The organism is Veronia nyctiphanis (assembly GCF_004116385.1).
Classification (GTDB): domain Bacteria; phylum Pseudomonadota; class Gammaproteobacteria; order Enterobacterales; family Vibrionaceae; genus Veronia; species Veronia nyctiphanis.
Map to the genome: position 1 here is coordinate 86,539 of NZ_PEIB01000005.1, position 21,831 is coordinate 108,369.

A 21,831-nucleotide genomic window follows, 5' to 3' on the forward strand; every position below is an offset into this window, starting at 1 on the left:
CGAATGTACACGCTAAAACATTCCCCTTTGTCGAACCATGAAAAGTAGTCCAATAAAATACAGCCCACCAATTACCGAGACGATGGTGCCTGCGGCAACTTGCGCCGGATATACGATTATCTGACCGATAAAATCACCAGCGAGAAGCAACAGGGCACCAATAGCAGCTGCGGTACAAAGTTGTAATTTCACACTTCTTGCACCAAGAAAAACAGCAATATGTGGTGAAAGCAGCCCAACAAAGGCAACGGGTCCCATTGATGTGGTGGCGACGGCGCAAATGGCAGCGGTGATACCTAACAGTGTCACATAGGCGAGGGTATTGTTGAGCCTCTTGCTGAAGCAAACTGACGCCCCGTTGAAATCAGGGTTAACCATCTCGATAAGAACAGAGTGACAATCAGCAGTGATATGACGCTGACGGCGAGGAATAGGGCGGTGTTAGGAAGCACACGATAGGTCGAGCCTGATAACCATCCAAGTAATATAAACTTCTCTTCACCCATTTTACTCAGTGAGTAATTCACCAGCGCATCAAGCATGGCTGCCAGCGCAATACCCGTCAAAATAATCATTGATGGGGCATACTGATATTTGCGGCCAAGTATAAGAAGAAATGCCAGCACTACTATGCTGCCTGCAAAGCTACCCATGGGCTGAGTTCATGCACCGAAATGCTAAAGATTAAGTTACCAAGCACCAGCGCAAGAATGGCCCCTGCTGATACGCCAAGAATATCAGGGCTGGCGAGGGGGTTACAAACCAGCTTTGCAAAACGACGCCAGCAACCGCAAGCCCTGCTCCCGCACTTAATGCTGTTACCATTCTCGGCCAGCGCACAGACCAAGCAAAGGCGTCGGGCACTTTCCAAAGTTGGTCGATACTCACCGGGTTGAAACTTACGGATACGCCAACCAGCAATAAGAGTAATGCGACCAATATCGGCAACATCATTGCTGGTGGAACGTTTTTTCCTAACGGCATAGTCAGAGATAACCTGTCTCTTGCTGACATTCTTTTAAGAGAGAGGAAAATAAGCGCAGGCGCGCCGATCATCGCTGTTACTGTGCCTGTGGGAATGTTATCGACTGACCAATTGCCGAGAAAGACAGCGAGGGTGTCGGTCATTGCTAATAACATCATGCCAATGAACGCGCTGGCGAATAGCTCACCTCTGGCGGTATTGAAGCAAGATGGCGGCTGATGTTCGGCGCAATTAATCCGATAAAACTTATCACGCCCACCGCTGTTATTGACACAGACACCAGCCATACCCCAATAAGGCTCAATAACGTGTAGGTCAGGCCAAGGTTAAGCCCTCGAGCCGATGCGGCGTCGCCACCAATTTTTAATAGCGTCAACAGGCGAGGTGCGAAGAGTAAGATGAGCATCACTGGCCAAAGCTTGGGCAGTAGCCAACTAAACCATTCCCAACCGTTCTGAGTGAGATCGCCTGCCCCCCAGATGAACAGGTTACTGGCGTATTGCTCATTCAGCATGATCATTGATGTGGCAAGGGCACCCAGTAAAAGGTTAACGGCCATACCAGCGAGAACCAGTGTAACGCCTGTTAGATTGCGTATTCCGACTATCGCAATTACCAACACCATGGCCGCCATACCGCCAGCCATTGCAAGCCAAGCCTTAGTGGTTATTGCCACGTGAGGGGCAAAGATATTGAGAAATACCAGCACCAGCCAGGCACCGGAAGAAGTACCAAGGGTGAGCGGAGAGACAATATGGTTTTGTGTTAACTGCTGAAAAAGGCTACCCACGATGCCAAAAGTGGCACCAATTGCCAGCGCCATTAAACACCGCGGTAAACTGGCATGGAGCAGTATGACCCACTCAAAGCTGTCGGTATCTAGTGTTCCCTTAATGAGGCCAGTGAGTATCTGTAACACCGGGCCGAACTGGCTCTGATTAACGGCGAGCTGGAGAACAACTGAGAGCAAAACACCTAATAGTAGCCAAACCGTTGCTCTCACTGGGCGTTTGCCACCCTAAGCAGACTTTCAGACAGGGCTTCGGCGTTATAAAGCAACGACATTGCGCCACCATAGCTCCACGTGGATTCGATAGACGCCACTTTTTTGTTTCTCACAAACGGCATGGCTTTCCATACCACCGAGCGCTCAACGTTGGCTCTTTCATTGAAAGGCAGAAAGTACAAAGCAATGCCGTTACCAATCTGTCGCAGATCAGTCATTACCTTTTGAGTGACTCCCCACTGCGTCGCAGGTTGTGGCATGGCATTTTCGAAGCCAAGTAACTGAAGAACATGCTCAGGAATAGAGTTTTTACCATAGATGTACACAGAGGTTTCGCTGGCAAAGCGGAAGGTCGTCACTTTGGGCTTTTGCCCCGGGAAGGCCACGTCCAGTTTTTGTTTGAGTGCGTCAAGTTGCTGGTTTAGAAAAGCCAGTTTCTCTTCGGCCACTTTTTCTTTTCCCAGAACCTGGGCAATTTTCCTGAAGTTCTGGAGTGTCGCCTCTGCATTATCATGTTTCTCACTGTATGTCTGGTAGAGGAGTACAGGTGCTATCTTTGAGAGGCGGTCAGTAAGGTCTTTCTGCGGCGACGCAATAAAAATGACGTCAGGTTTGAGCGTCGCCAGCAGTTCATAATTGGGTTCGACGCGGGTACCAATGTCCACTACTCCCTCTGGCAACGCGGGTTTTACCACCCACTTTTGGTAATCTTTAATGCCCGGCATAGCAACTGGCGCGACGCCCAGTTCAATAACCTGTTCTGCAAGATCCCAATTAAGTACCGCAACGCGCTGAGGTACACCTGCCAGTGTTCTCTGGCCGTTGCTGTCTGTGATGAGGTGTTCTGCGATAGTCGGCGTGCAGACCAAGATTGAGGTTGAGACGATGAGAAAAGTAAAAAGGCGAGTCAACATACGATAGCGACCTTATGGTGTTGTTCCGGATGATCAATAAGCTGAATTCGAGTGTCGTACAGGTCTGAGAGCTGTGCTTCATTGAGCACCTCTTCACTATCTCCACTGAATACAACCGTCCCTTGTTTCAACGCAATAACATGATGGGCATAACGCAGGGCGAGGTTGAGATCGTGCAAAATGACGATGACACCCTTGCTCTGTTGTTTACTGAATTGGGTAAGTAGTTTGAGCAGATGATACTGATGCTGAATATCAAGGGCTGAGGTTGGTTCGTCCAAAATCAGCACAGGTGAATCTTGGGCAATTAACATCGATACCCAGGCACGCTGTCTTTCCCCACCGGATAAGTATTCCGCAGCATAATCCGCATACCTTTCCATCTGAGTCGCCTTTATTGCACCATCGACCGCTTTGGTGTCTTCGGGCTGCATTCTCCCGAACACTCCCTGCCACGGGAAACGGCCGAGCTTAACCAGCTCTCGGACTGACAACCCCGCCGCCTGTGGAAGATGTTGAGGCAAAAAAGCGACTTGCTTCGCCACTTCTCGCTTCGACAGTGACCGTATCTCTTTTTGATTCAACAACACCTGACCTGTATCGGGCGTATTCTGGCCAGCAAGTAAATGAGCCAGTGTGGATTTTCCCGAGCCATTTTGACCGAGAATGACAGTGACTCTGTCGGTCGGAATGGCCAGCGAGGCAACCGACAGGATGTCCTTTTTATCGCGATTTACCGTGATATCAACAAGTTGAAACATTCACATTCTCTGTTTGCCATTGCCAGTGAGTTTGAATCATTACTTCGTTGCTTCGACACGGATAACGCTGGCAATCTCTCAGTGCTTTTTTCATACTTTCCTCAGACTCATAGTCGACTTTGACCTCAAAAGAGCGCTCTGCACCAAACCAGCAGTTAGTTTTGTCGTAACAGGTATAGCTTTCTTCATCGAGTGCGTTAGTTACCGCGACATTGGCGGTTGCGCCTGAGAGATGATCGGAAAACTCACCAAGGTCATAACCCAATGAGAGATCTACGATGGTGTAAGCGGGTACTTTTCCCTGAGTATTTCTGACATCCATTTGCATCTCACCCACATAGCGTGCACCACCGCTGATCCGTGTACCGGATAATAGTCCCCAGTCTATGTAATAGGTTGACCAGATATTCCCCGCGTGCTCAGGTACATAGATTGGTGTTGTACCTTCGAGTTGAACGTCGGAATCTTTGGTGACTTTCATGTCGGATAAGGTGTAACTTGCGCCGAATGTGAAGCTATCGGTAAGGGCCCATCTTGTCTGAAACTCGACCCCTTGCGAGACGATTTCTCCCACCTGTAAACGCTTGTTTCTGAAGTCTGTAGGGTCAGTGACCATCGCATTGCTTTTAGTGATGTGATAGGCAGAGACAGACGCGCCACTCTTCTCGTCATCTGACTGGATTTTTACCCCTGCCTCCCATTGCTCACTGGTTTCGGGAACAAATTCTTTGCCGTCGACATCGCTCCCTTCCGTGGGTTCAAAACCAGTTGCGTAACTCACGTAGGGTGCGATACCTAATCCCAGCTCATAGAGCGCTCCGACTCTGTAAGAAAAAGCGTCTTGTTTTGTTTCGATTGTTTCTTGGGTGGGCGGGCTAAGTGCCACATTCAGATCGCGCTCTAAGTTGCCTTCATAAATGTCATAACGACCGCCTGCAAGTAACACCAAGTCACCAGCTCGAATTTGGTCCTGAATGTAGACACCATATTGCTTCCCGGTGATTTCTTCTGAGCGCGAATACAGGTCAAACATCAGTTTATCTTCAAGTACATCATTGTTTGGGTTGAAGATATTGAAGGTATAAAAAGGCAAATTCAGAGTGATAAATTCTTTATAGTCAGCCTTGCCGGAAAGATATTGAAAGTCGATGCCGAATAACAGGTTGTTATCTATCGGCCCGAGACTGAATTCTCCTGAGAACTGGTTATCGACAGTAAAACCTGTCGACTCTTCATCGGTTGAATAGAGGTTTCGCAGCAAAGAACCCGTTGTGTAATTGAAGAAACAATTCGCGGGGTTATCTGGCTCGGCACAGGTATGGTAAGTATTCTTCTGTGCAAGCTCCCCCTGCACATAGCGGGCGTTCTGGAGGAAAGACCAATCGTCGCTGAACTCGTGATTGATCTTGTACCCAGCCATCATTATTTTCCGCTCGAACTGGCTCCAGTGAAGATCACCTGCCGATGTTGAGGGGGTGACACTGCCGAGAGGGTTGTCAATAAACATACCAGACGCAGGCAACGATGAGTTAACACCCATGGAAGGGTCGCTTTGGTAGTAGAGATTAATACTGAGTTCTGTGCTGTCACTAACCTGCCAGTTTAACGATGGTGCGATTAAAAAACGCTCCTCTTTGGCATTATCCACCTGACTATTTTGCTTTCGACCGAGTGCAATGATGCGGTAAGTCAAATCGGTGAATTCGACCGGGCCAGAGCTATCAATACTGGCCTCCATCAAATTACGTGACCCCATTGATAGGCTCAAAACAGACAACTGATCGGGCTGCGGCGCCTTACCGATGATATTGACCATTCCGCCCGGTGGCATCGCGCCATATAGCACTGATGTGGGGCCTTTGAATATTTCAATCTGTTGAATGGCGATAGGATCTATCTGAGGTTGTAGGTTCCAGCCAATTAAGTAGGGCAGTTGTAGGCCATCATAATATGCCTGCCTGATCTGGAATCCGCGGGCATAAAAGTTGTCGTACATGGTGACCGCAGCGCCTTTTGTCTCTGTGACCATGCCAGGAACATATCTCAGTGCCTGATTGAGTGATTTAACACCTTGCTGGGTGAGCGTTTCCCCGTCGATGACGGTGATCCCTTGCGGTGTTTCTTCAGGTTTGAGTGATGTTTTGGTTGCTGTATTACGGTACGACTTTCCAAAGACGGTGACCGTATCGAAAACACTCTCATCCAACGACGTATATTCACCAAATTCATCGTATTCGCCGTATTCATCCGAAAACACGGGCGTAGCTTGGCTAACAACGATGCCCAGCGAGAGCGTTGCCTGCTGTAAAAATGTAATCCTGCGCATAGTTCCCTCTACCGCGTTTTATTATTTTTATTGTTTTAGTGATAACAATTATCGTTTTCAATTTATCTTTTTAAGGAAAACCAAACTTAACAATTTGGTGCAAATGATAGAAATGGCGTTGGCTTTCTTAGTGAAAAGATATGAGGGGAAGGAATATCTGCTATGAATTTTTGCGGGCACTTAATTTAAAAAAATAAAAAAGACACTTATGTCTATATATTTTTTATAAAAGTGCAAATAAGTATTAAAGTGAGTTAATTTCACATAAGTGAAAAGCGGGGTTTTAATAAATCTTCATTAATCATTGATATATATAGAGAAGAAATGAAAATAGTTGAAGTATCCCAGGTCAATGTACCACCCAGCGATTATACGTATTTTTATTGTGGTCTTTTTGCATTCATTGAGCACTTAGTCTCTTAATCTAAACTGGTACAAGGTAATTCTATTTTTTATTTTATTAAAACAATCGTTTGATTTCATTAATAAAAAATATAAATTATTAATTTGTTGGTTACTTTTAATCCTTTAATTATGAACAAAAATTTACCAATACCTACTAAGTGTTTATGTAATCATATTTTTTGAAAACACTGTTGACTGTCTTTTAATTATTACAAGTGCGCACCGAGTAATATTAATTTTTTTTTATGATAAACAGATAAGTGTTACTTGCAAAATCGCTAAAATAGTCATTGCCAATGGGAATGATTATCAATACGCTGCATTTTAATAAATTCTCAAGGCATGAGTTAGTATGACAGAATTATCAGAGAACGCCGTTTTTAGACAAGAAGAAAAAATATCTATACCTGCTGAATTCAACAACAATAATTATATTCTGAATTATAAAAACTTATCGAGTTATGAGGCCAGCTCAATTCAAGCGCTGAGGCATGTTTGTGATACGTTTTCACAAAACAAAAAGGTCTTTAATGGAAAGTTGGCACATATGCTGAGCGACAGCATTCAATCTGTCGATCTTGAAAAGCCTTTATTCAACATGAAACACGCATTAGAAGAAGTGAGTTATTTATATTTGAATAATGCGGTGTATTTCCAAAATCCTAAGTATGTGGCGCATTTAAATTGCCCCATCGCTTACCCAAGTGTTGTTGCCGAACAAATCCTTACAGCAATTAATTCATCGTTAGATACCTACGACCAAAGTGGGGCGGGGACACTGATTGAACAGAAACTAATTGATTGGACGGCTGAGAAAATCGGTTTTGATGAAAATGCTGATGGTGTATTTACCAGTGGTGGAAGCCAGTCAAATTTAATGGCGCTACTATTGGCACGAGATAACTATTCGGCAACGCATCTTGGACACAGTATTCGAGAGCGTGGAATCACAGAACAATGTCAGCGCTTTAAAGTATTTGCATCTTCTGTCAGTCATTTTAGTGTTCAAAAATCGGCCGCCATTCTTGGTCTGGGTTACGAGGCAGTGATTTCAATTCCGGTCGATGACAAATTTAAAATGGATATTGATGCGCTGAATCAGGCGATTGATGAGACATTAAAAGCAGGTGATATTCCTATATGTGTTGTTGGTACTGCAGGCACAACTGATTTCGGCAGTGTCGATCCGCTAAATGAAATCTCTGCGGTATGTAAGCAACACAAAATGTGGTTTCATGCTGATGCTGCTTATGGTTGTGGTTTACTCGTAAGCCCAAAACATAAAGCGAAATTAGCTGGAATATCAAAGGCAGACTCTGTGACGGTCGATTACCATAAATCGTTCCTGCAGCCTGTCAGTAGTAGCGCATTTTTCGTTGAAGATAAACGACATTTGTCACTACTTACTCACCATTCAGACTATTTAAATCCACTACAAAATGATACAGAGAAAACACCAAATCTTGTTGATAAAAGCCTTCAAACAACCCGTCGCTTTGATGCGTTAAAGCTTTGGTTAACTTTACGTGTAATGGGGGCGGATAAGATTGGTCATATTTTCGATACGGTAATAGATCTCGCCTCTAAAGTGCATAAACAGCTTTCAAATGACGAAGAGTTTGAGGTGATACATTCTCCAGAGATCAGTACCGTGGTTTTTCGCTATGTGAATGAAAAGTACTCAGATGAACAATTGAATAAATTGAATTACAGCATAAAAGAGCAATGTTTTTCAGTAGGTAACTGTGCCGTTGCTAGAACAAAATATAAAGGTGTTCAGTACTTGAAATTCACACTTTTGAATCCGGATACAAAGTTTGAAGACATCCTAGAGATACTCTCTGAAATAAAGTCTCATGCCTATTTGATTCGATCTTATGATAAGTACACGGATTAAAGATTATGTTACCTGAGTACGACTTTATTGCTATTGGGCTTGGCCCTTTTAATTTGGGTCTCGCCTGTTTATCTGATCCGATAAAAGATGTGAAGGGACTATTTTTAGAAAAGAAACCGGCATTTGATTGGCATCCTGGTCTAATGATTGATGGCGTTCATTTACAAACGCCATTTATGTCTGACTTAGTTACGCTTTCTGATCCGACAAATCCGTACAGTTTTCTGAATTACGCCAAGAAAAAAGGCACCTTGTACCACTTTTATATTCGAGAAGACTTTTTCTTGTTGAGAAAAGAATACAACCAATATTGCCAGTGGGCGGCTAATTCTGTTCCGAGTATTCAATTTGACCGTGACGTCACCGAGATAAGTTATTGTTCAGAGACGTCGCTTTATCATGTTAAAGCTCGAAATGAGGCAGGGAATAACTTTGAGTTCTATACCAAAAGATTGGTGCTTGGCACGGGGCCCAAGCCTCACCTGACCGAGGTTATTGATCCAAGCGCCGATAACGTTATTCACTCAGGGCAATATCTTCGTAAAAAAGATGAGTTGCTGAATGCAAAGAATATCGTTGTCGTCGGATCGGGTCAGAGTGCGGCGGAAATATATTACGATTTACTGTCTGTAATAAGAGAGCACGATTATCAACTGACGTGGGTAACGAGAGCCTCAAGATTTTTTCCTCTTGAGTACAGCAAATTAACACTTGAGATGACGTCGCCTGACTATGTCGATTATTTTTATGCACTGCCGCAGGCGAAAAAAGATGAATTAAACGCCAAGCAGAAATCGTTATATAAAGGGATAAACAGCTCTCTGATTAATGAGATTTATGACCTGCTTTATCAGTTGAAACTCGATGGTGATGTTCCCACCCGTTTGCTGACAAACAGTGAATTGCTCTTCCAATCGCCGTCGCATCTGCAATTTGAACAAAAAGAAGTTGGTCGTTCGTTTTCATTACCTTTTGATCAATTGGTCATGGCGACGGGCTTCCAGTATCAGATCCCCGATTTCCTTAATCCAATACTCGATCAACTTAACCTCGATGACCGCGCGCGTTTTAATGTGGCTCGTGATTACACCATCGATGATGCACGCTCTGTGTTTGTTCAAAATGCTGAACTCCATACCCATGGTTTTGTTACTCCGGATTTGGGGATGGCCTGTTATCGCAACAGCCAAATCATCAATCAAATAGTGGGTTATGAATATTATGCTGTAGAGAAAACCATTACATTCCAAGAGTTTGTTGCTGATGACATTGACCTGGTCTCTGTTGAGAGGGGCAACTTATGACACTCGGTTTGAAGCAGTGCTTGATTTTATTGACGCTCATTTCTGTGGTGTGCGACACCATGCTATTACCGTTCTATCCGACGTTTTTTTTGCAGCGCTTCGGTATTGATAGCAGTTACCATGTCGGCGCATATCTTGCCGCCATGTGTTTTACGGTGATGGTGTCGTTTCCTTTCTGGGCAAAATTAGCCAAACGTTTCCATGAAATCCATATCTGGATCATTACGCAGCTTATCGCGGCATTGCTTGGCGTGGCATGCTACTACAGCACATCGATTGAAGGGTTTTGGTTAGCATCCATGACCATGCTGATATTCAAAGCCAGCTACCTGCTCATTTATCCCTATGTTCTGAGGCTTGAACAACACGATGCCCACTTGGGGATTGTTGGATTATTTTCCGTACTCATGCACTTTGGCGGTATTGGCGGCGCTATTTTGGGCGGCATGTTGATAGATATTACGGATGCAAACAATATTTATCTGATCATGGCACTGGGCGATCTGGTTCAAGTGGCTATCTGTCTGTATTTGAGCGCTCAGTTGAATCTATCTTGGCAGCAGTTACCTGAAGGCGAACAACAGCCGTCGAGAAGTCGGATCCCAACCTTCATTTTTACTCTCGGGTTTGCGTCACTACTGGTCTATTTTAGTGCGTTTCTGGCAAGGCCTTACTTCACGCTTTATTGGCAACAAGTCAGCCAATATGACAGTACGTTGCTTGCTGGTTTTGTCTACGCTATCCCCGCATGGATGGCACTGCTTGGTCTGCTCATTAGTCACGGAAAGTGGACCTCTGTATTAAGTGTCCGGCAACAGATTATCGTTGGACTTTTTACTGCCAGCGCAGGGCTGTATTTTCAGTCAGCCCCCGATTGGTATGTTGTGTTAGCAGGCCGTCTTTTGTTCGGGTATGCCTTATTCATCATTACGGTAAAACTCGAAGTATTACTGTTTTCTCTCAGTCAACCTGCTCACTATGCCGAGGATTTCGCCAAAGTTCACATCATGCAAAACATCGGAGTGATTGGTGCTTCGTTCTTGGTGGGCTCACTGGTCAGCGATCAGTCTTTAATTTGCCGTTTATGTTTGCCGCAGCCGGTATGGCCGTTACTGGCTTGTTGTTTATCGGTATTTCTGTTGCCAAACAAAGCAACAAAACCATCAACGGCGACAGCCAATTATCCTCTATCGCCCAATCTGATAACGAGTTACGTTGAAATGAAAACTATCACCCAGACCCATATAAATGATGAACGCCTCGGCGATATCTGCTTTCTTCCTTTTGATGTTCAACGTCATTCAGCACAGGTTCATGAATGGGTGACGCAGCCTTATGCCGTGTTTTGGGGCATGAATGAAAATACAGAGAATGACACTGAGTCTTTTTATGCTGATGTGATGGCAAGCCAGCATGAGACTGCGCTGGTGGGGCTTGTTAACGGTCAACCCGCCTTCCTCATTGAGGTTTATGATGTTGCCCATAACGAATGCTCAGCACATGTTGATGTTCAGGATGGTGATGTTGGCATTCATATTTTGCTTGCCCCCAATCGAACCCCGATAAAGGGTTTCAGCCATTCAATTATGACAGCATGTATGGCCTTGCTCTTTGACACATTCAACGCCTCGCGAGTGATTGTTGAGCCAGATATCAACAATCATAAAGTCCATATGCTGAATCTGGCGGTGGGGTTTGAACACCTAAAAGTGATTGAGCTTTCCGAAAAAACAGCACTGCTGGGTGTGCTTACCGCTGATAAATTCAGACACAGCCAGTCTTACTGTTCGTCGTTAAACACGTCGACACAACTGACAAAAGACGGACATGTTGAAAAGGCTTTTAGCCATCACTTAACTCCAGAACTTTGGCAGAGAGCGAATCAGCAGATCGTGACAAAAATGATCACTGAGTTCAGTCACGAGCGGATCATCACACCGAGTGAAGTCGGCGAAAATAGCTACCTGCTGACGAATACCTCCGAGCGCGCAATCTATGCTTTTGATGCGCAGGCTTTACCGTTGAATCACTTGATGATCGGGCAGGGCTCGCTGAAAAAATATGATCAAGATAAAAATGAAATGCCACTTGATGCGATGGCGTTTGTGTTGGAGTTTGCTGATTCACTGGGGCTGAACGGCGACAGGCTTGCCACATACCTCGAAGAGGTGTCGAGCACCCTCAGTGCCGAGTGTTACAAGCTTTCCAAGCCTGTGTTTTCGGCGAAAGAGTTGGCTCATCAATCGTTTCAAACCATCGAATCTGAAATGACTCATGGTCATCCAAGTTTTGTTGCCAACAACGGACGTATCGGATTTAACGCCAGCGATTACCACAGCTTTACGCCAGAGGCGGCGTCTCCCATTCAGGTTGTTTGGCTGGCTGCATCAAAGTCGCAGACCTTGTTCAAAGCCATTGAGGGAATAGAGTATTCCACGTTAATCGACTCTCAGTTGGATCTGAGTGAACGTTACTATTTCTCGAAGCAGCTGGAGACGCGCGGGCTGTCGTCTGACGATTATTTCTTTATGCCTGTGCATCCTTGGCAATGGGAAAACAAGTTTATTCACCTTTTCAGCCGAGAAATTGCCAATAATGTTCTGGTTTGTCTTGGCTCCGGATTTGATAAATATTTGCCTCAGCAGTCTATCCGTACGCTGTTTAACCTCACCAAACCTGACAGTCTCTACGTCAAGGTCGCGTTGTCTATTTTGAATATGGGCTTCATGCGTGGTTTGTCAGCGAAGTACATGGCGGTGACACCTGCGATTAATCAGTGGGTTTATGACCTGGTGATGGGGGATAACACCCTGCGGGATAAACATTTTGTGCCGCTTCGTGAATTGGCCACCATGGGGTTCAGCGGCACCTACTTTGAAGATGAACAAGTGGGTGATACGCCATACAGGAAAATGATTGCTGCGCTTTGGCGAGATAACCCGACCCAACAGGTCAGTTCTCCGCATTGTCTGGCAACGATGGCGAGTTTGCTGCACCTTGATAAAGACGGTAAATCTTATCTGGTTGCCAAAATTAATGCCTCGGGAATTGGCACCGAAGCATGGCTGGCAGCATACTTCAATGCCTACCTCGTGCCGCTCATACACTGTTTTTATAAATACAAACTGGTGTTCATGCCACACGGTGAAAACCTCATCCTTAAGTTCGACAACCATGTGCCTGTCGGTACCTTTATTAAAGATATCGGTGAGGAAGTATGTGTGTTAAATCCAACGGAACCTTTGCCGGAAGACATTGCTCGTATCACCGTCACCATGCCTGAAGAGCATGAGCTGCTCTCTATTTTTACTGACGTTTTCGATTGTATCTTCCGCTACATGATGCCAATCCTGATAGATGAAGCCGATTTCTCTCCGTCATCATTCTGGAAAGTTGTGGCAGACGTGATTGGCGAATATCAGGCGACTCATCCAGAGTTGAATGAAGTATTCCGTACCTATGATCTTTTCTGTGATGACTTTGCACTGTCTTGTTTAAATCGCCTGCAGCTCACTGATAACAAACAGATGGTGGATTTAACCGACCCGACGGGTAGCTTGCAATTTTGTGGTCGTTTAGATAACCCGATTGCGACTTTTCGGCGCTCGTTTTGATCTCCGAAATTAATTCATCAGATATGACGCCCCTTTCAGGTTTAACGCGTCACCCTGAAATAGCCTTTGTCGACGCAGAACACGCTCATTTCAGGTATCAGGACGATGAGTGCGAACATCTGTTTAAGGCTTTGAAAACCGACACACCTGATGTGTCTCGCGCATACCTCGCCGTCAATTTTTGGCGGCAACTGATTTGGCAGCCCATCTATCTCAATGTGGCCAGCTCATATCAATACCGGGTGAACGTAGAGGTTGATCAGCTTTCACAGAGACGGATAGAACACCGTTTGTATGGCGTACATGTTGCAACATTTACTCACTACGAGACGCAAGACCTTGCTGTAGAGGCGAGTCTGAAACAGCTCAAGCTGTTCTTCTCTGAACGGCACCTTGATCTTCAGCAATGTTGCCATTTGTCTAAAGGGTTATCGGACCGGATTGCCTCAGACATCATTGCCAATGCGCTGCTGAGTGTGTCTGGACTGGAACGTCAGATATTGCTTCACGAGGCATTGGCTTGTTGGCAAACAACGCTGTTTAACAAAACACCAACTACTTTCGTTAACCAAGAAAATCAACTTAGGGTCAAGCTTTCCAGTTGCTGTCTGCATCTGGAAATAAACCCAAATAGCCCGTGTTTTTCCTGCCCCAAAAACACCTCAAGGAGGAAATAGAAAATGTCATCTAACCGAGTCAGCACTGTTGACACAGTCAGGGGGATAAGTGTCCTCGCCATGATATGTGTGCATACGTTATGGATGTATGCTGACGTACATACCCAATCGTCCACCATCTTGGGACATGTTATTCATTTTGTTGGCAAAGGGACCGCAGCGTTCTTGTTCTCTATGGGGGTGTCTTTACTGCTTTCGAGCCACCAATCTATGAAAGATAACGTGATACGCGGTTTTGCTATCCTTGCGCTTGGTTACTCAATGAACCTCTTGAAGTTCGTTGTTCCAACAGAGATAGGCATAATGCCTGAAGCCTTTATCAATGCTTACGGTTGGGAGACACCGCTTAATTTTGCTCAATACCGTTACTTGGTACTAACGGGAGATATTCTGCAAATGGCTGGATTCGCACTGATTGTGCTTGGCGTAGTGATGCAGTTTGTTAAGCATGCTTGGCAGTACATGGCCCTTGCGTTTTTGGTCGCGATTTCGAGAGATTTGTCAGCGGATGGGTGCCTAATATTGATGGCCTCGATTACTTCTTCACGGTGGCGTGGGGTAATACTTATCATATCTACTTCCCTCTTTTCCCATGGATAGCGTGTATTTTGGTTGGGTTATTTTTAGGCCAGCGATATGTGCAGAGTAAAGATCTCGACCAATTCCACAAAGAGTGCCTTATTCTTGGTGTGATCATGACACCTATTGGTGCAGGCCTGATGTACTGGGATTATGAGTATCACTTCAATAATTTCTTCCATATGGGCTTCGGCGGGATCACTTATCTTATCGGTTTTAACTTATTGTTATTCTGGCTGGCGAGTTTATTTGTCAATACTTGGATTTATAAAGTGTTCTTACCCTTTTACACCTATTGTTCAAGGCACGTTACCAGTATTTACTTGCTGCACTGGGTACTTATCTGTTGGGGAATGGCGATCATTGGCTACCAAACGATGGATCAACTTCAGACACTAGGCTGATGCCAGTGGTTATCTTCACGACATTGGCGCTACATTATGGATTTATGAGAACCAAAGCATATTTCACGTCAGATCGGCAACAAGTGTCTGAGGCGAAATAGCCGCCACTCTTGTGTCATTCTCATTAGCGAGTGAAAATAAAAAGCCAGTCGTTCTCAGACTGGCTTTTTTGCTTCAACGTTTTAAAGAATTACCGTAAATTCCCTGCCTGTTACCAACCAGCTAAAACGCATACTCTACGTTCAATTCAACGGTGCGCTCTGCGTTGAACCAGCAGTTAGTTTTGTCGTAACAGGGTTAGTTTTCTTCATCGAATGCATTGGTGGCAAAAAGGTTAATAGCAGACACATCAAGCGATGGCTCAATTTCACCAAGTTCATGACCCAACGACAGGTCAACCGTGGTGCAAGCGGGGACTTTACCTTGCGTTATAGTAGCATCCATTTGCATTTCGCCAACATAATGAGCACCACCACTGACTTGCGTGTCCGTCAGCACGCCTTGGTCGAGTAGGCTGCCCACAAGCTGTCTGCATGCTCTGGAACATAAATCGGTGTTGTGCTTTTAGACAATGATGCGAAATGTAGGACTTATTGTTCAGTGAAACTTCTCAATGGGTAGCCAGTACTCCATTTCTGAGGTGGGACTATTGACGGCATAATTGCATGGATAAAGCTCAAGCTCAAAACTCCCTACCTGTCGATATGGTGAATGAGGTAACCAGTCTTCAATAAGCCAGTGAAGAGTGCGCGGTAGCAGTTCAACGGGCCCCTTATGCGTCACAACGGCATAGGTTTGTTCTGGTATACAAAGTTCACTCAGTAACTCTGACGACTTTCCGGTTTTATGAGGTTGAAATTCACTAGGTGTATCGATAAAACCGCCCAGTATTCAATGTTTGTCCCATCAAAATTTGACTGGGTCAGATCAATCACGCCTGCAAGAGGCCTATTTAATTGAGTGCTCATTGCGGCCGCTTTTACAGAGGCAAGGTTTGCGAATTGTTGCCACAAATGCGGCACTTTCGTTGAGAAGTTCTGAGAAGAAGAAAATAAGCCATCAATCTTGCCGTGTATGCCAAAGACGGAGGAAGCAGGCCTTGTGATCACTCTGATATTAATAAATGCCTGATTCTGCTTACTGACATGGCTAATAAATCCTGATGTCTCAATTGGCTTTCTCAACGCAGTTCTTACGCCTGCCTGTCTATAAGTACGGGGACTGACACCAAACATTTGCTTAAATGCTCGGCTAAAACTGATTTCAGAGTTAAAACCTAAAGCGGTTGCAATATCAATAACACGTTCTGGAGAATCAATGAGTCTCTCTGCAGCTTCACTAAGTTTTATTTCCCTGACATAGTTCGCTACCGTTGTCCCTGTTTGCCTTTGAAACACTCTTTGTAATTGCCAACGTGACCAGTGGCTTTGTGTGGCTATTTCTTCAAGACATAGAGGCTCAGAAAGATTACCGTGAATATAATCCAGTACTTTTTTAATACGATTAAACGCTGTCGTTGATCTATCTGAGTGGGCGTTTGAGACCATGATGGAAATCCAATGCTTAAAAAAATGCAGAAGAATATTCTCATGAAATTTTTACTTTGTGAGTATTAAAATAACTTATGCTCAATAATGAAATAGGTGTAAAGATAAAAGGAAGTTATCTAGCTTATTTAAAAACATAAATAGATTAATTTCATTTGAACTATAACCATACTATTAATGCAGGTTAATAAGATGTTTAAGTATTTTATTTATTGAGAGTGATAGAGGTAAAGGGATTCAGAAAAGAATAAAGAGATAAGTATCCACACGTTGCTAGTGGTTTTGGATTACCCCCTTTTTTATCAATGGTTAACTATTTATACGATACAATAGTTAAAATAATAAAGGAGTAATACTCATTGAGATAATCTGGCTTTGATTTGTCAGCTCATTAAGTGGGTGTAAACAGATAGTGGTACGGGCTTACACATCAACAAATAAGTGTGATCACTGCATTGAATTAATCATTTTTGCGTGTGATATCACCCTGATGAATTACAACGAATAACTCTACTCGTTGTTGATACACAATAACTCAGACTATTTACCCTGATAAATATGTGGACTTATGTAAATAGCTTGGTTGAAAGCGTTATTAGGCTCCCTCTGTCATGTAATATTTACCGTCATTTCCTTTTTCATACATTTTTCAAGTGCAGTGACTCGAAAATTGTTTCAATTGTGTGAATTGTCATTTGAGTGAAACAAACAGTCTGAGCAATATGAACACACCCGAGAAGCAGTAACACATTAATAACAAATCTGACTTCATAACGTACCCTACATTCGAGGTGTGAAGTAATTCATGACACTATTTAAAAAAAACAAACTCATCTTAGCGGTATCTCTCGCCGCAGGTGCAATCAGCCCCATGCATGCTCTCGCAGCAGATAACTGTGAAGCCATCAATGAATACCCGAACTGGACGCAAACCAACTGGGCAGGTGATCCTTCCCACGCCAACACTGGCGACCAAATGCACTTCCAAGGTAAAGCTTACACAGCTAATTGGTGGACAAAATCTGAGCCAGGGTCTGATGGCTCATGGGCGTTTGCGTTTGATTGTAATGGGTCTGGCGGCGGCGATGGCTCAGGTTCAGTCGATGGCCCTGGTAGTGCTGATGCAACCTTATTGATCCGTAAAGACCCTGTCAGCCTCGCGGTGTCGGGCTGGCCTCGTACTCTCGCTCTGGGAACGTTTACTGATAAATCAGCAGCGTTAACATCTGAATTAGCTAGTGCAAATGTCAACTCAGTTTTCAGCTCAGCGTCGAACGCGGCCGATGCGTTAGCAATATTGCAACAGGCCAGAAACGTTGAGAAATCTAACGGTGGTCAAACCATCGTTCCGGTTGCTGCTGTTTCGACTGCTTCTGAATTGGGTGAAGCCGATATTTTGACTTACGCGAGCTTGGTCGCTCACTACCAAAACCTGATTCAGATCGCGGCGCAGGTTCAGGCATTCAAAGATAACGCTCACACCTCTCCTGGCTCTATCGTTCTTAACGAGGGCGTTTTGGCTGCATGGCAGGCAAACAAAGACACTGCGTTCTCAATCGTATTTGGTACCGATAATGCGCTGACTGATGTACAGGTTAAACAAGCACTTCGTGAGGCCATCACTGCAGTAGCTTCTTCAACTGTCACTAATGCTCAGGGGCGTCACAAAGTATTGCTAGCCTCTATAACCTCAGCGCTATCGACGCGGCCGTTGCGACTCTTGATGACAACATCAAGGGTTGGGTTGCCTCTCAAAACTTCGTACTAGAGAACTTCGCGAAAGATGTGTCATATGGTTGGTCTCTCGATGTATCAAGCCCGGGTTCAACAGATTGGGTCCATAAAGACTATGCTGGCCTTCGCGCGACATGGAATGCAGCATCGCAATCTGTTGTGTCATTCGTGAACTGGACGGGTGCTTACGCCGATGCGTCAGCGAAACCTGATTTTCTGGTATTCACGCAAAGCAGCCACAACGGCCTGTCTGATGCGGGTCGTGCAGAACATGCCTTTGGCCCTATCGCATGGGATAACTATCTTGTCTATGTGAAGCAGGTGACTGACTCGATTGATGTGCCAGCCATGTTGTATAAACTTCCAGGCGCTCACCTTGCCACAACATCGCAAACAGGTAGCTATGACGTTGCCGCGCAGGCAGGCACTGCAGCCAGCTTCTTCATGGGTGACAAGTCTCTGGGCAATACGGCGACAAACCTGAGAAGCAATGTCGCGTCTATTCGATTGGATAGCACAACATACGGCGTGTCCTCTGTTGCGTCTTTGGTTGAACAAGAGTCCCATGACTGGGGTGTCAGCCAACTGCGCCGCGCCGCGTTCAGCAATGTTTTCTCCGTACTTTGGGGTAGCGAGACGTCGACACCTGTTGTGTCGGCCTCTGTTAACACTGACTGGCTGAAAGACAAAGTTGCCACGTATCAGGCAACGCCTATTCCTTTGTATTACCAGCCTGAAAGCCAGACAGAAACGCCATTAACGTCGGTAACGTCTCTCAACACCGATTTAGAAGGCGCTGAGACTGTGATGGACAATGAAGCTTTCTTGTATGAGCTTCCGGGTAACAAGTGGGCACCGTCGACTATCTACAAGTGGAAAGATTTCCTCAAAGCATTGAACTCTATGCACAACGTAGGTGTAGCAGACAATACTTTCTGGCTTATCGACCCTAATGCTGATGCGGAAACTAACGCCAAGTATGCGAAAGTGGCGATTGCCGCATTCCTTTCTCAAAGTATGCAAGAAACCATTCGTTTCAACGCCTGTGATGAGAATAACTGGGCGGAGGTGAAGTACGGTGCACCAGCTAACCACCCGAACAGCGCGTCGTGCGGTCAGCTTGGTCAGAAGTATGCTGATTACGGTGTGAATCCGAACACAGGTAACGACCACCCTTATTCGTGCCCGCGTAACAACAAATTGGAGCTTTCAGCCAATACGCATGCGTCGTGGTACGGTGCACCGGCTCCTATCTTTGTGGCACCGGATGCCGTCTTGAAAGAAGAAGGCAAAATGGCTGCTAACGCAGCAGGTCGCTGGGATATCAATGGCGAGCATTGTATGGTCAGCCCGAAAACCATCGATGAGAACAAGCAAGTTTGGGAACGTGCTAAATGTGAAATTTATGCAGGTCAAAAAGCGGGTGCGTTCTTGTGGGATGGCAGCAGCCAGCAATCTATCGAAGGCTGTGGTTGGTGGGGCCGTGGTGTTATTCAAACCACAGGCCGTCAGAACTTTGGTACCTTGAACCACTTCATTGGTCGTAGCCATGTTGACCCTGAGACTATTGGGCAGACTATCGATGGTACATTCGTTGAAGCGGCACCTGCGAACCCACTTTATGCTGATTTAGACTTGTGCTCTAACCCTCAGCTGATTTGTTCAACTGAAGAGAACACGGAAATCAAATGGATTGCAGGTCTGTTCTTCTGGATGACGTCTGTACAGAACTACAACGATGAGGGTGGTCCGTATGCATCATGGAATTACCATGACGAACTGAAAGCTTACGTTGACGGTGGCTTGGTGGGTACCAAGTTTGTTGATGCGGTTTCAGGTATCGTAAACCGCGGTTGCCCAGACGATACATGCCCAGTGAGTGGTAAAGTTCACGCAATTAAAGAGCGTCGAGACAACTTCAAACTGGTGCTTAGAAAGCTGGGTCTTAATCCGCAATAAGACAGATATATCGTTGCAGTCTATTTCTAATAGGCCATGAAAAGGAGCTCTCTATGAGAGCTCTTTTTTTTCTGACTTTAAACTATCGATAAAATAATGCTAACGCGTAATGTTTTTTATTTTACTCAATAGAGTTTTTATCATTACCTTTTTAATGTTTATCTTCTCTTACTTAAGCAATCTCGCGCATATCAATAAATAATAATGCTAAATTAGTTATTGTTGATAATTATTAGTGAGTAAACCTCTGGGTTTATTTAAAGTATAACCAATTGCATTCATTTATTTTATAGGCTTTAAAGTCGATTTAAGTCCCCCTTAATTATTAAAAGTTAAACATGGTTATTTTTTTGTTTATTTATATTTTAATCACTAGGTATTTAGAGTGGTACTACACATTTAAGGTGATTTATTTTAAGGATAAAACTATATGAAAAGTGAGCGCTTTTACTATATGGATAACCTACGCGCAGCAGCTTTACTATTGGGGGTGTTATTACATTCAATATTGGCCTACTCACCAAGAACGATAAATGATTGGGTTACATATACACCACAAAATATCAATATTTTCAGTAATATATACTTATTCATCCATCTTTTTAGGATGCCTTTTTTTTTATCATTGCAGGTTTTTTTTGTGGTTACTTATTGCACTCTAGAGTAGTTTTAGATGTATTAAAAAATAGAACGTATAGGCTTTTATTACCATACTTGGTTGGTGTGCCATTTATTGTTGTTGGCCCCTATTTAACTGTCGATTTTTGGGGTGATAAGCTTGTACATGTTCCATTCTTTTTTACTTTGGTTGATGAAGGGCTTTTGCACTTAAATTCAGGGCATCTCTGGTTTTTATTTAACTTGTATGAGTTTATTTTATTACTACTATTACTCTTCTGTTTGAAAATTTATTCTCCTTCGATTACAAAGCTTTTCGTTCACCCAGTATCACTTTTACTTCTGGTACCCGTGTCAATATTGCCTGCATTGATGACTGAATATATTCCATTTCGAACGCCGGATAGTTTGTATCCACAATTATGGTCATTTGGCTTATATGGTATCTTATTCTTCATTGGTGCTTGCCTCTATCATCATCAATCGGTGATAAACAGAATGGTAGGTTGGATTACACCTCTCCTTATTTTGGGTGTTTCAGGCTCCGTGATTTATTGCTTGGCAATGCCAGCACCAGCCACAAAAGAGGAAATGTATATATTATTATCCGGCGACAGCCTGATGGGGAGAGAGCAAACCGTCTTGCTACAAATATTACAGTGCTTTCTCGTGGTCTATCTGAGCTACTTAGCACTGGCTCTCGGGAAAAAATATTGGTCAAACGAGAGTCAAGTGATGCGGTATTGCGCTGATGCATCATATTGGGTGTATCTTGTTCATATTCCTATCATTGTGAATGTGCAGCTGCCAATGATCGATCTAATGTGGTCAGCATGGATAAAGCTTCTGATCACATTGACGGTAACTTTGTCGGTGTCTTTTGCCAGCTATCATTTCTGCGTTCGATACACCTGGATTGGGCGGTGGCTCAACGGCGAACGCAAAAAAGTAAGTACCTCTGTGCCTGTCTCATCATGAGGGAGTCCAGATCGCCTTAGTCGCCGCTAATTTAAATTGAGACATACGTGCCTATGCTATCTTTATTTTTCTGACAGTGAGATTTTTCAATGTTAGTTTACTCAGACTTTTGAAAATCAATGT

General features: G+C 44.4%; 13 protein-coding genes and 2 pseudogenes. 9 read left to right on the top strand and 6 right to left on the bottom strand.

The window, feature by feature from the left end:
• Positions 1-12 precede the first annotated feature (12 nt).
• The 4 genes and pseudogenes from fhuB to CS022_RS06415 all read right to left on the bottom strand — a co-directional run bounded on the left by fhuB (position 13) and on the right by CS022_RS06415 (position 5,992).
• Positions 13-1,988: pseudogene (gene fhuB, locus CS022_RS27195) on the bottom strand (Fe(3+)-hydroxamate ABC transporter permease FhuB).
• The gene (locus CS022_RS06405) at positions 1,985-2,905 is read right to left on the bottom strand and encodes an iron-siderophore ABC transporter substrate-binding protein (protein ID WP_129121594.1); all 921 of its coding nucleotides are present in this window, start codon (positions 2,903-2,905) and stop codon (positions 1,985-1,987) included. The pseudogene fhuB and the gene CS022_RS06405 overlap by 4 nt, the downstream one beginning before the upstream one ends.
• Positions 2,899-3,666, bottom strand: coding sequence for an ABC transporter ATP-binding protein (locus CS022_RS06410; RefSeq protein WP_129121595.1), 768 nt, complete (start codon positions 3,664-3,666; stop codon positions 2,899-2,901). Before CS022_RS06410 ends, CS022_RS06405 begins: the two co-directional genes overlap by 7 nt.
• Entirely contained in the window at positions 3,650-5,992 is a 2,343-nt protein-coding gene (locus tag CS022_RS06415) for a TonB-dependent siderophore receptor (protein ID WP_129121596.1), read from the bottom strand. Before CS022_RS06415 ends, CS022_RS06410 begins: the two co-directional genes overlap by 17 nt.
• A gap of 757 nt (positions 5,993-6,749) precedes the next feature.
• On the opposite strand from CS022_RS06415, the gene CS022_RS06420 reads away from it, so the two are divergent.
• Genes CS022_RS06420 through CS022_RS06445 form a run of 6 tightly spaced genes read left to right on the top strand, consistent with a single transcriptional unit; the run spans position 6,750 to position 14,872 of the window.
• The gene (locus CS022_RS06420) at positions 6,750-8,294 is read left to right on the top strand and encodes a pyridoxal phosphate-dependent decarboxylase family protein (protein ID WP_129121597.1); all 1,545 of its coding nucleotides are present in this window, start codon (positions 6,750-6,752) and stop codon (positions 8,292-8,294) included.
• A gap of 5 nt (positions 8,295-8,299) precedes the next feature.
• A complete protein-coding gene (locus tag CS022_RS06425; RefSeq protein ID WP_129121598.1) occupies positions 8,300-9,598 on the top strand; it encodes a lysine N(6)-hydroxylase/L-ornithine N(5)-oxygenase family protein in 1,299 nt (432 codons plus the stop codon).
• Positions 9,595-13,212: a GNAT family N-acetyltransferase gene (locus tag CS022_RS06430; RefSeq protein ID WP_129121599.1), complete on the top strand. Its 3,618-nt coding sequence runs from the start codon at positions 9,595-9,597 to the stop codon at positions 13,210-13,212. Before CS022_RS06425 ends, CS022_RS06430 begins: the two co-directional genes overlap by 4 nt.
• Positions 13,209-13,889 (top strand): hypothetical protein, encoded by a 681-nt coding sequence (locus CS022_RS06435; RefSeq protein ID WP_129121600.1) that lies wholly within the window; start codon positions 13,209-13,211, stop codon positions 13,887-13,889. The genes CS022_RS06430 and CS022_RS06435 overlap by 4 nt, the downstream gene beginning before the upstream one ends.
• A 3-nt stretch (positions 13,890-13,892) precedes the next feature.
• On the top strand, positions 13,893-14,489 hold the full coding sequence (locus CS022_RS06440; RefSeq protein WP_129121601.1) for a heparan-alpha-glucosaminide N-acetyltransferase domain-containing protein: 597 nt from the start codon (positions 13,893-13,895) through the stop codon (positions 14,487-14,489).
• A 38-nt stretch (positions 14,490-14,527) separates the two neighbouring features.
• Positions 14,528-14,872, top strand: a complete 345-nt coding sequence (locus CS022_RS06445; protein WP_235869298.1) for a hypothetical protein — start codon at positions 14,528-14,530, stop codon at positions 14,870-14,872.
• Between the two features lie 297 nt (positions 14,873-15,169).
• On the opposite strand, the gene CS022_RS06450 is transcribed toward CS022_RS06445, so the two are convergent.
• Together CS022_RS06450 and CS022_RS06455 are read right to left on the bottom strand one after the other, a co-directional pair.
• A complete protein-coding gene (locus CS022_RS06450; protein WP_129121603.1) occupies positions 15,170-15,394 on the bottom strand; it encodes a hypothetical protein in 225 nt (74 codons plus the stop codon).
• A 75-nt stretch (positions 15,395-15,469) separates the two neighbouring features.
• Positions 15,470-16,419: pseudogene (locus CS022_RS06455) on the bottom strand (helix-turn-helix domain-containing protein).
• 805 nt (positions 16,420-17,224) lie between these two features.
• Here CS022_RS06455 and CS022_RS06460 point away from each other — a divergent pair.
• From CS022_RS06460 to CS022_RS06475, 3 genes are all read left to right on the top strand, one after another.
• The gene (locus CS022_RS06460) at positions 17,225-18,187 is read left to right on the top strand and encodes a cellulose-binding domain-containing protein (protein WP_129121604.1); all 963 of its coding nucleotides are present in this window, start codon (positions 17,225-17,227) and stop codon (positions 18,185-18,187) included.
• Positions 18,188-18,204: 17 nt separating this feature from the next.
• Positions 18,205-20,112: a chitodextrinase gene (locus CS022_RS06465; RefSeq protein WP_408057221.1), complete on the top strand. Its 1,908-nt coding sequence runs from the start codon at positions 18,205-18,207 to the stop codon at positions 20,110-20,112.
• Between the two features lie 624 nt (positions 20,113-20,736).
• On the top strand, positions 20,737-21,708 hold the full coding sequence (locus CS022_RS06475) for an acyltransferase family protein (RefSeq protein ID WP_328590322.1): 972 nt from the start codon (positions 20,737-20,739) through the stop codon (positions 21,706-21,708).
• Positions 21,709-21,831: the final 123 nt, after the last annotated feature.

What these genes read in the sequence shown, in the direction of transcription:
- CS022_RS06405 (WP_129121594.1), bottom strand. Translation starts at nt 2,905, where the DNA reads ATGTTGACTCGCCTTTTTACTTTTCTCATCGTCTCAACCTCAATCTTG.
- CS022_RS06410 (WP_129121595.1), bottom strand. Translation starts at nt 3,666, where the DNA reads ATGTTTCAACTTGTTGATATCACGGTAAATCGCGATAAAAAGGACATC.
- CS022_RS06415 (WP_129121596.1), bottom strand. Translation starts at nt 5,992, where the DNA reads ATGCGCAGGATTACATTTTTACAGCAGGCAACGCTCTCGCTGGGCATC.
- CS022_RS06420 (WP_129121597.1), top strand. Translation starts at nt 6,750, where the DNA reads ATGACAGAATTATCAGAGAACGCCGTTTTTAGACAAGAAGAAAAAATA.
- CS022_RS06425 (WP_129121598.1), top strand. Translation starts at nt 8,300, where the DNA reads ATGTTACCTGAGTACGACTTTATTGCTATTGGGCTTGGCCCTTTTAAT.
- CS022_RS06430 (WP_129121599.1), top strand. Translation starts at nt 9,595, where the DNA reads ATGACACTCGGTTTGAAGCAGTGCTTGATTTTATTGACGCTCATTTCT.
- CS022_RS06440 (WP_129121601.1), top strand. Translation starts at nt 13,893, where the DNA reads ATGTCATCTAACCGAGTCAGCACTGTTGACACAGTCAGGGGGATAAGT.
- CS022_RS06460 (WP_129121604.1), top strand. Translation starts at nt 17,225, where the DNA reads ATGACACTATTTAAAAAAAACAAACTCATCTTAGCGGTATCTCTCGCC.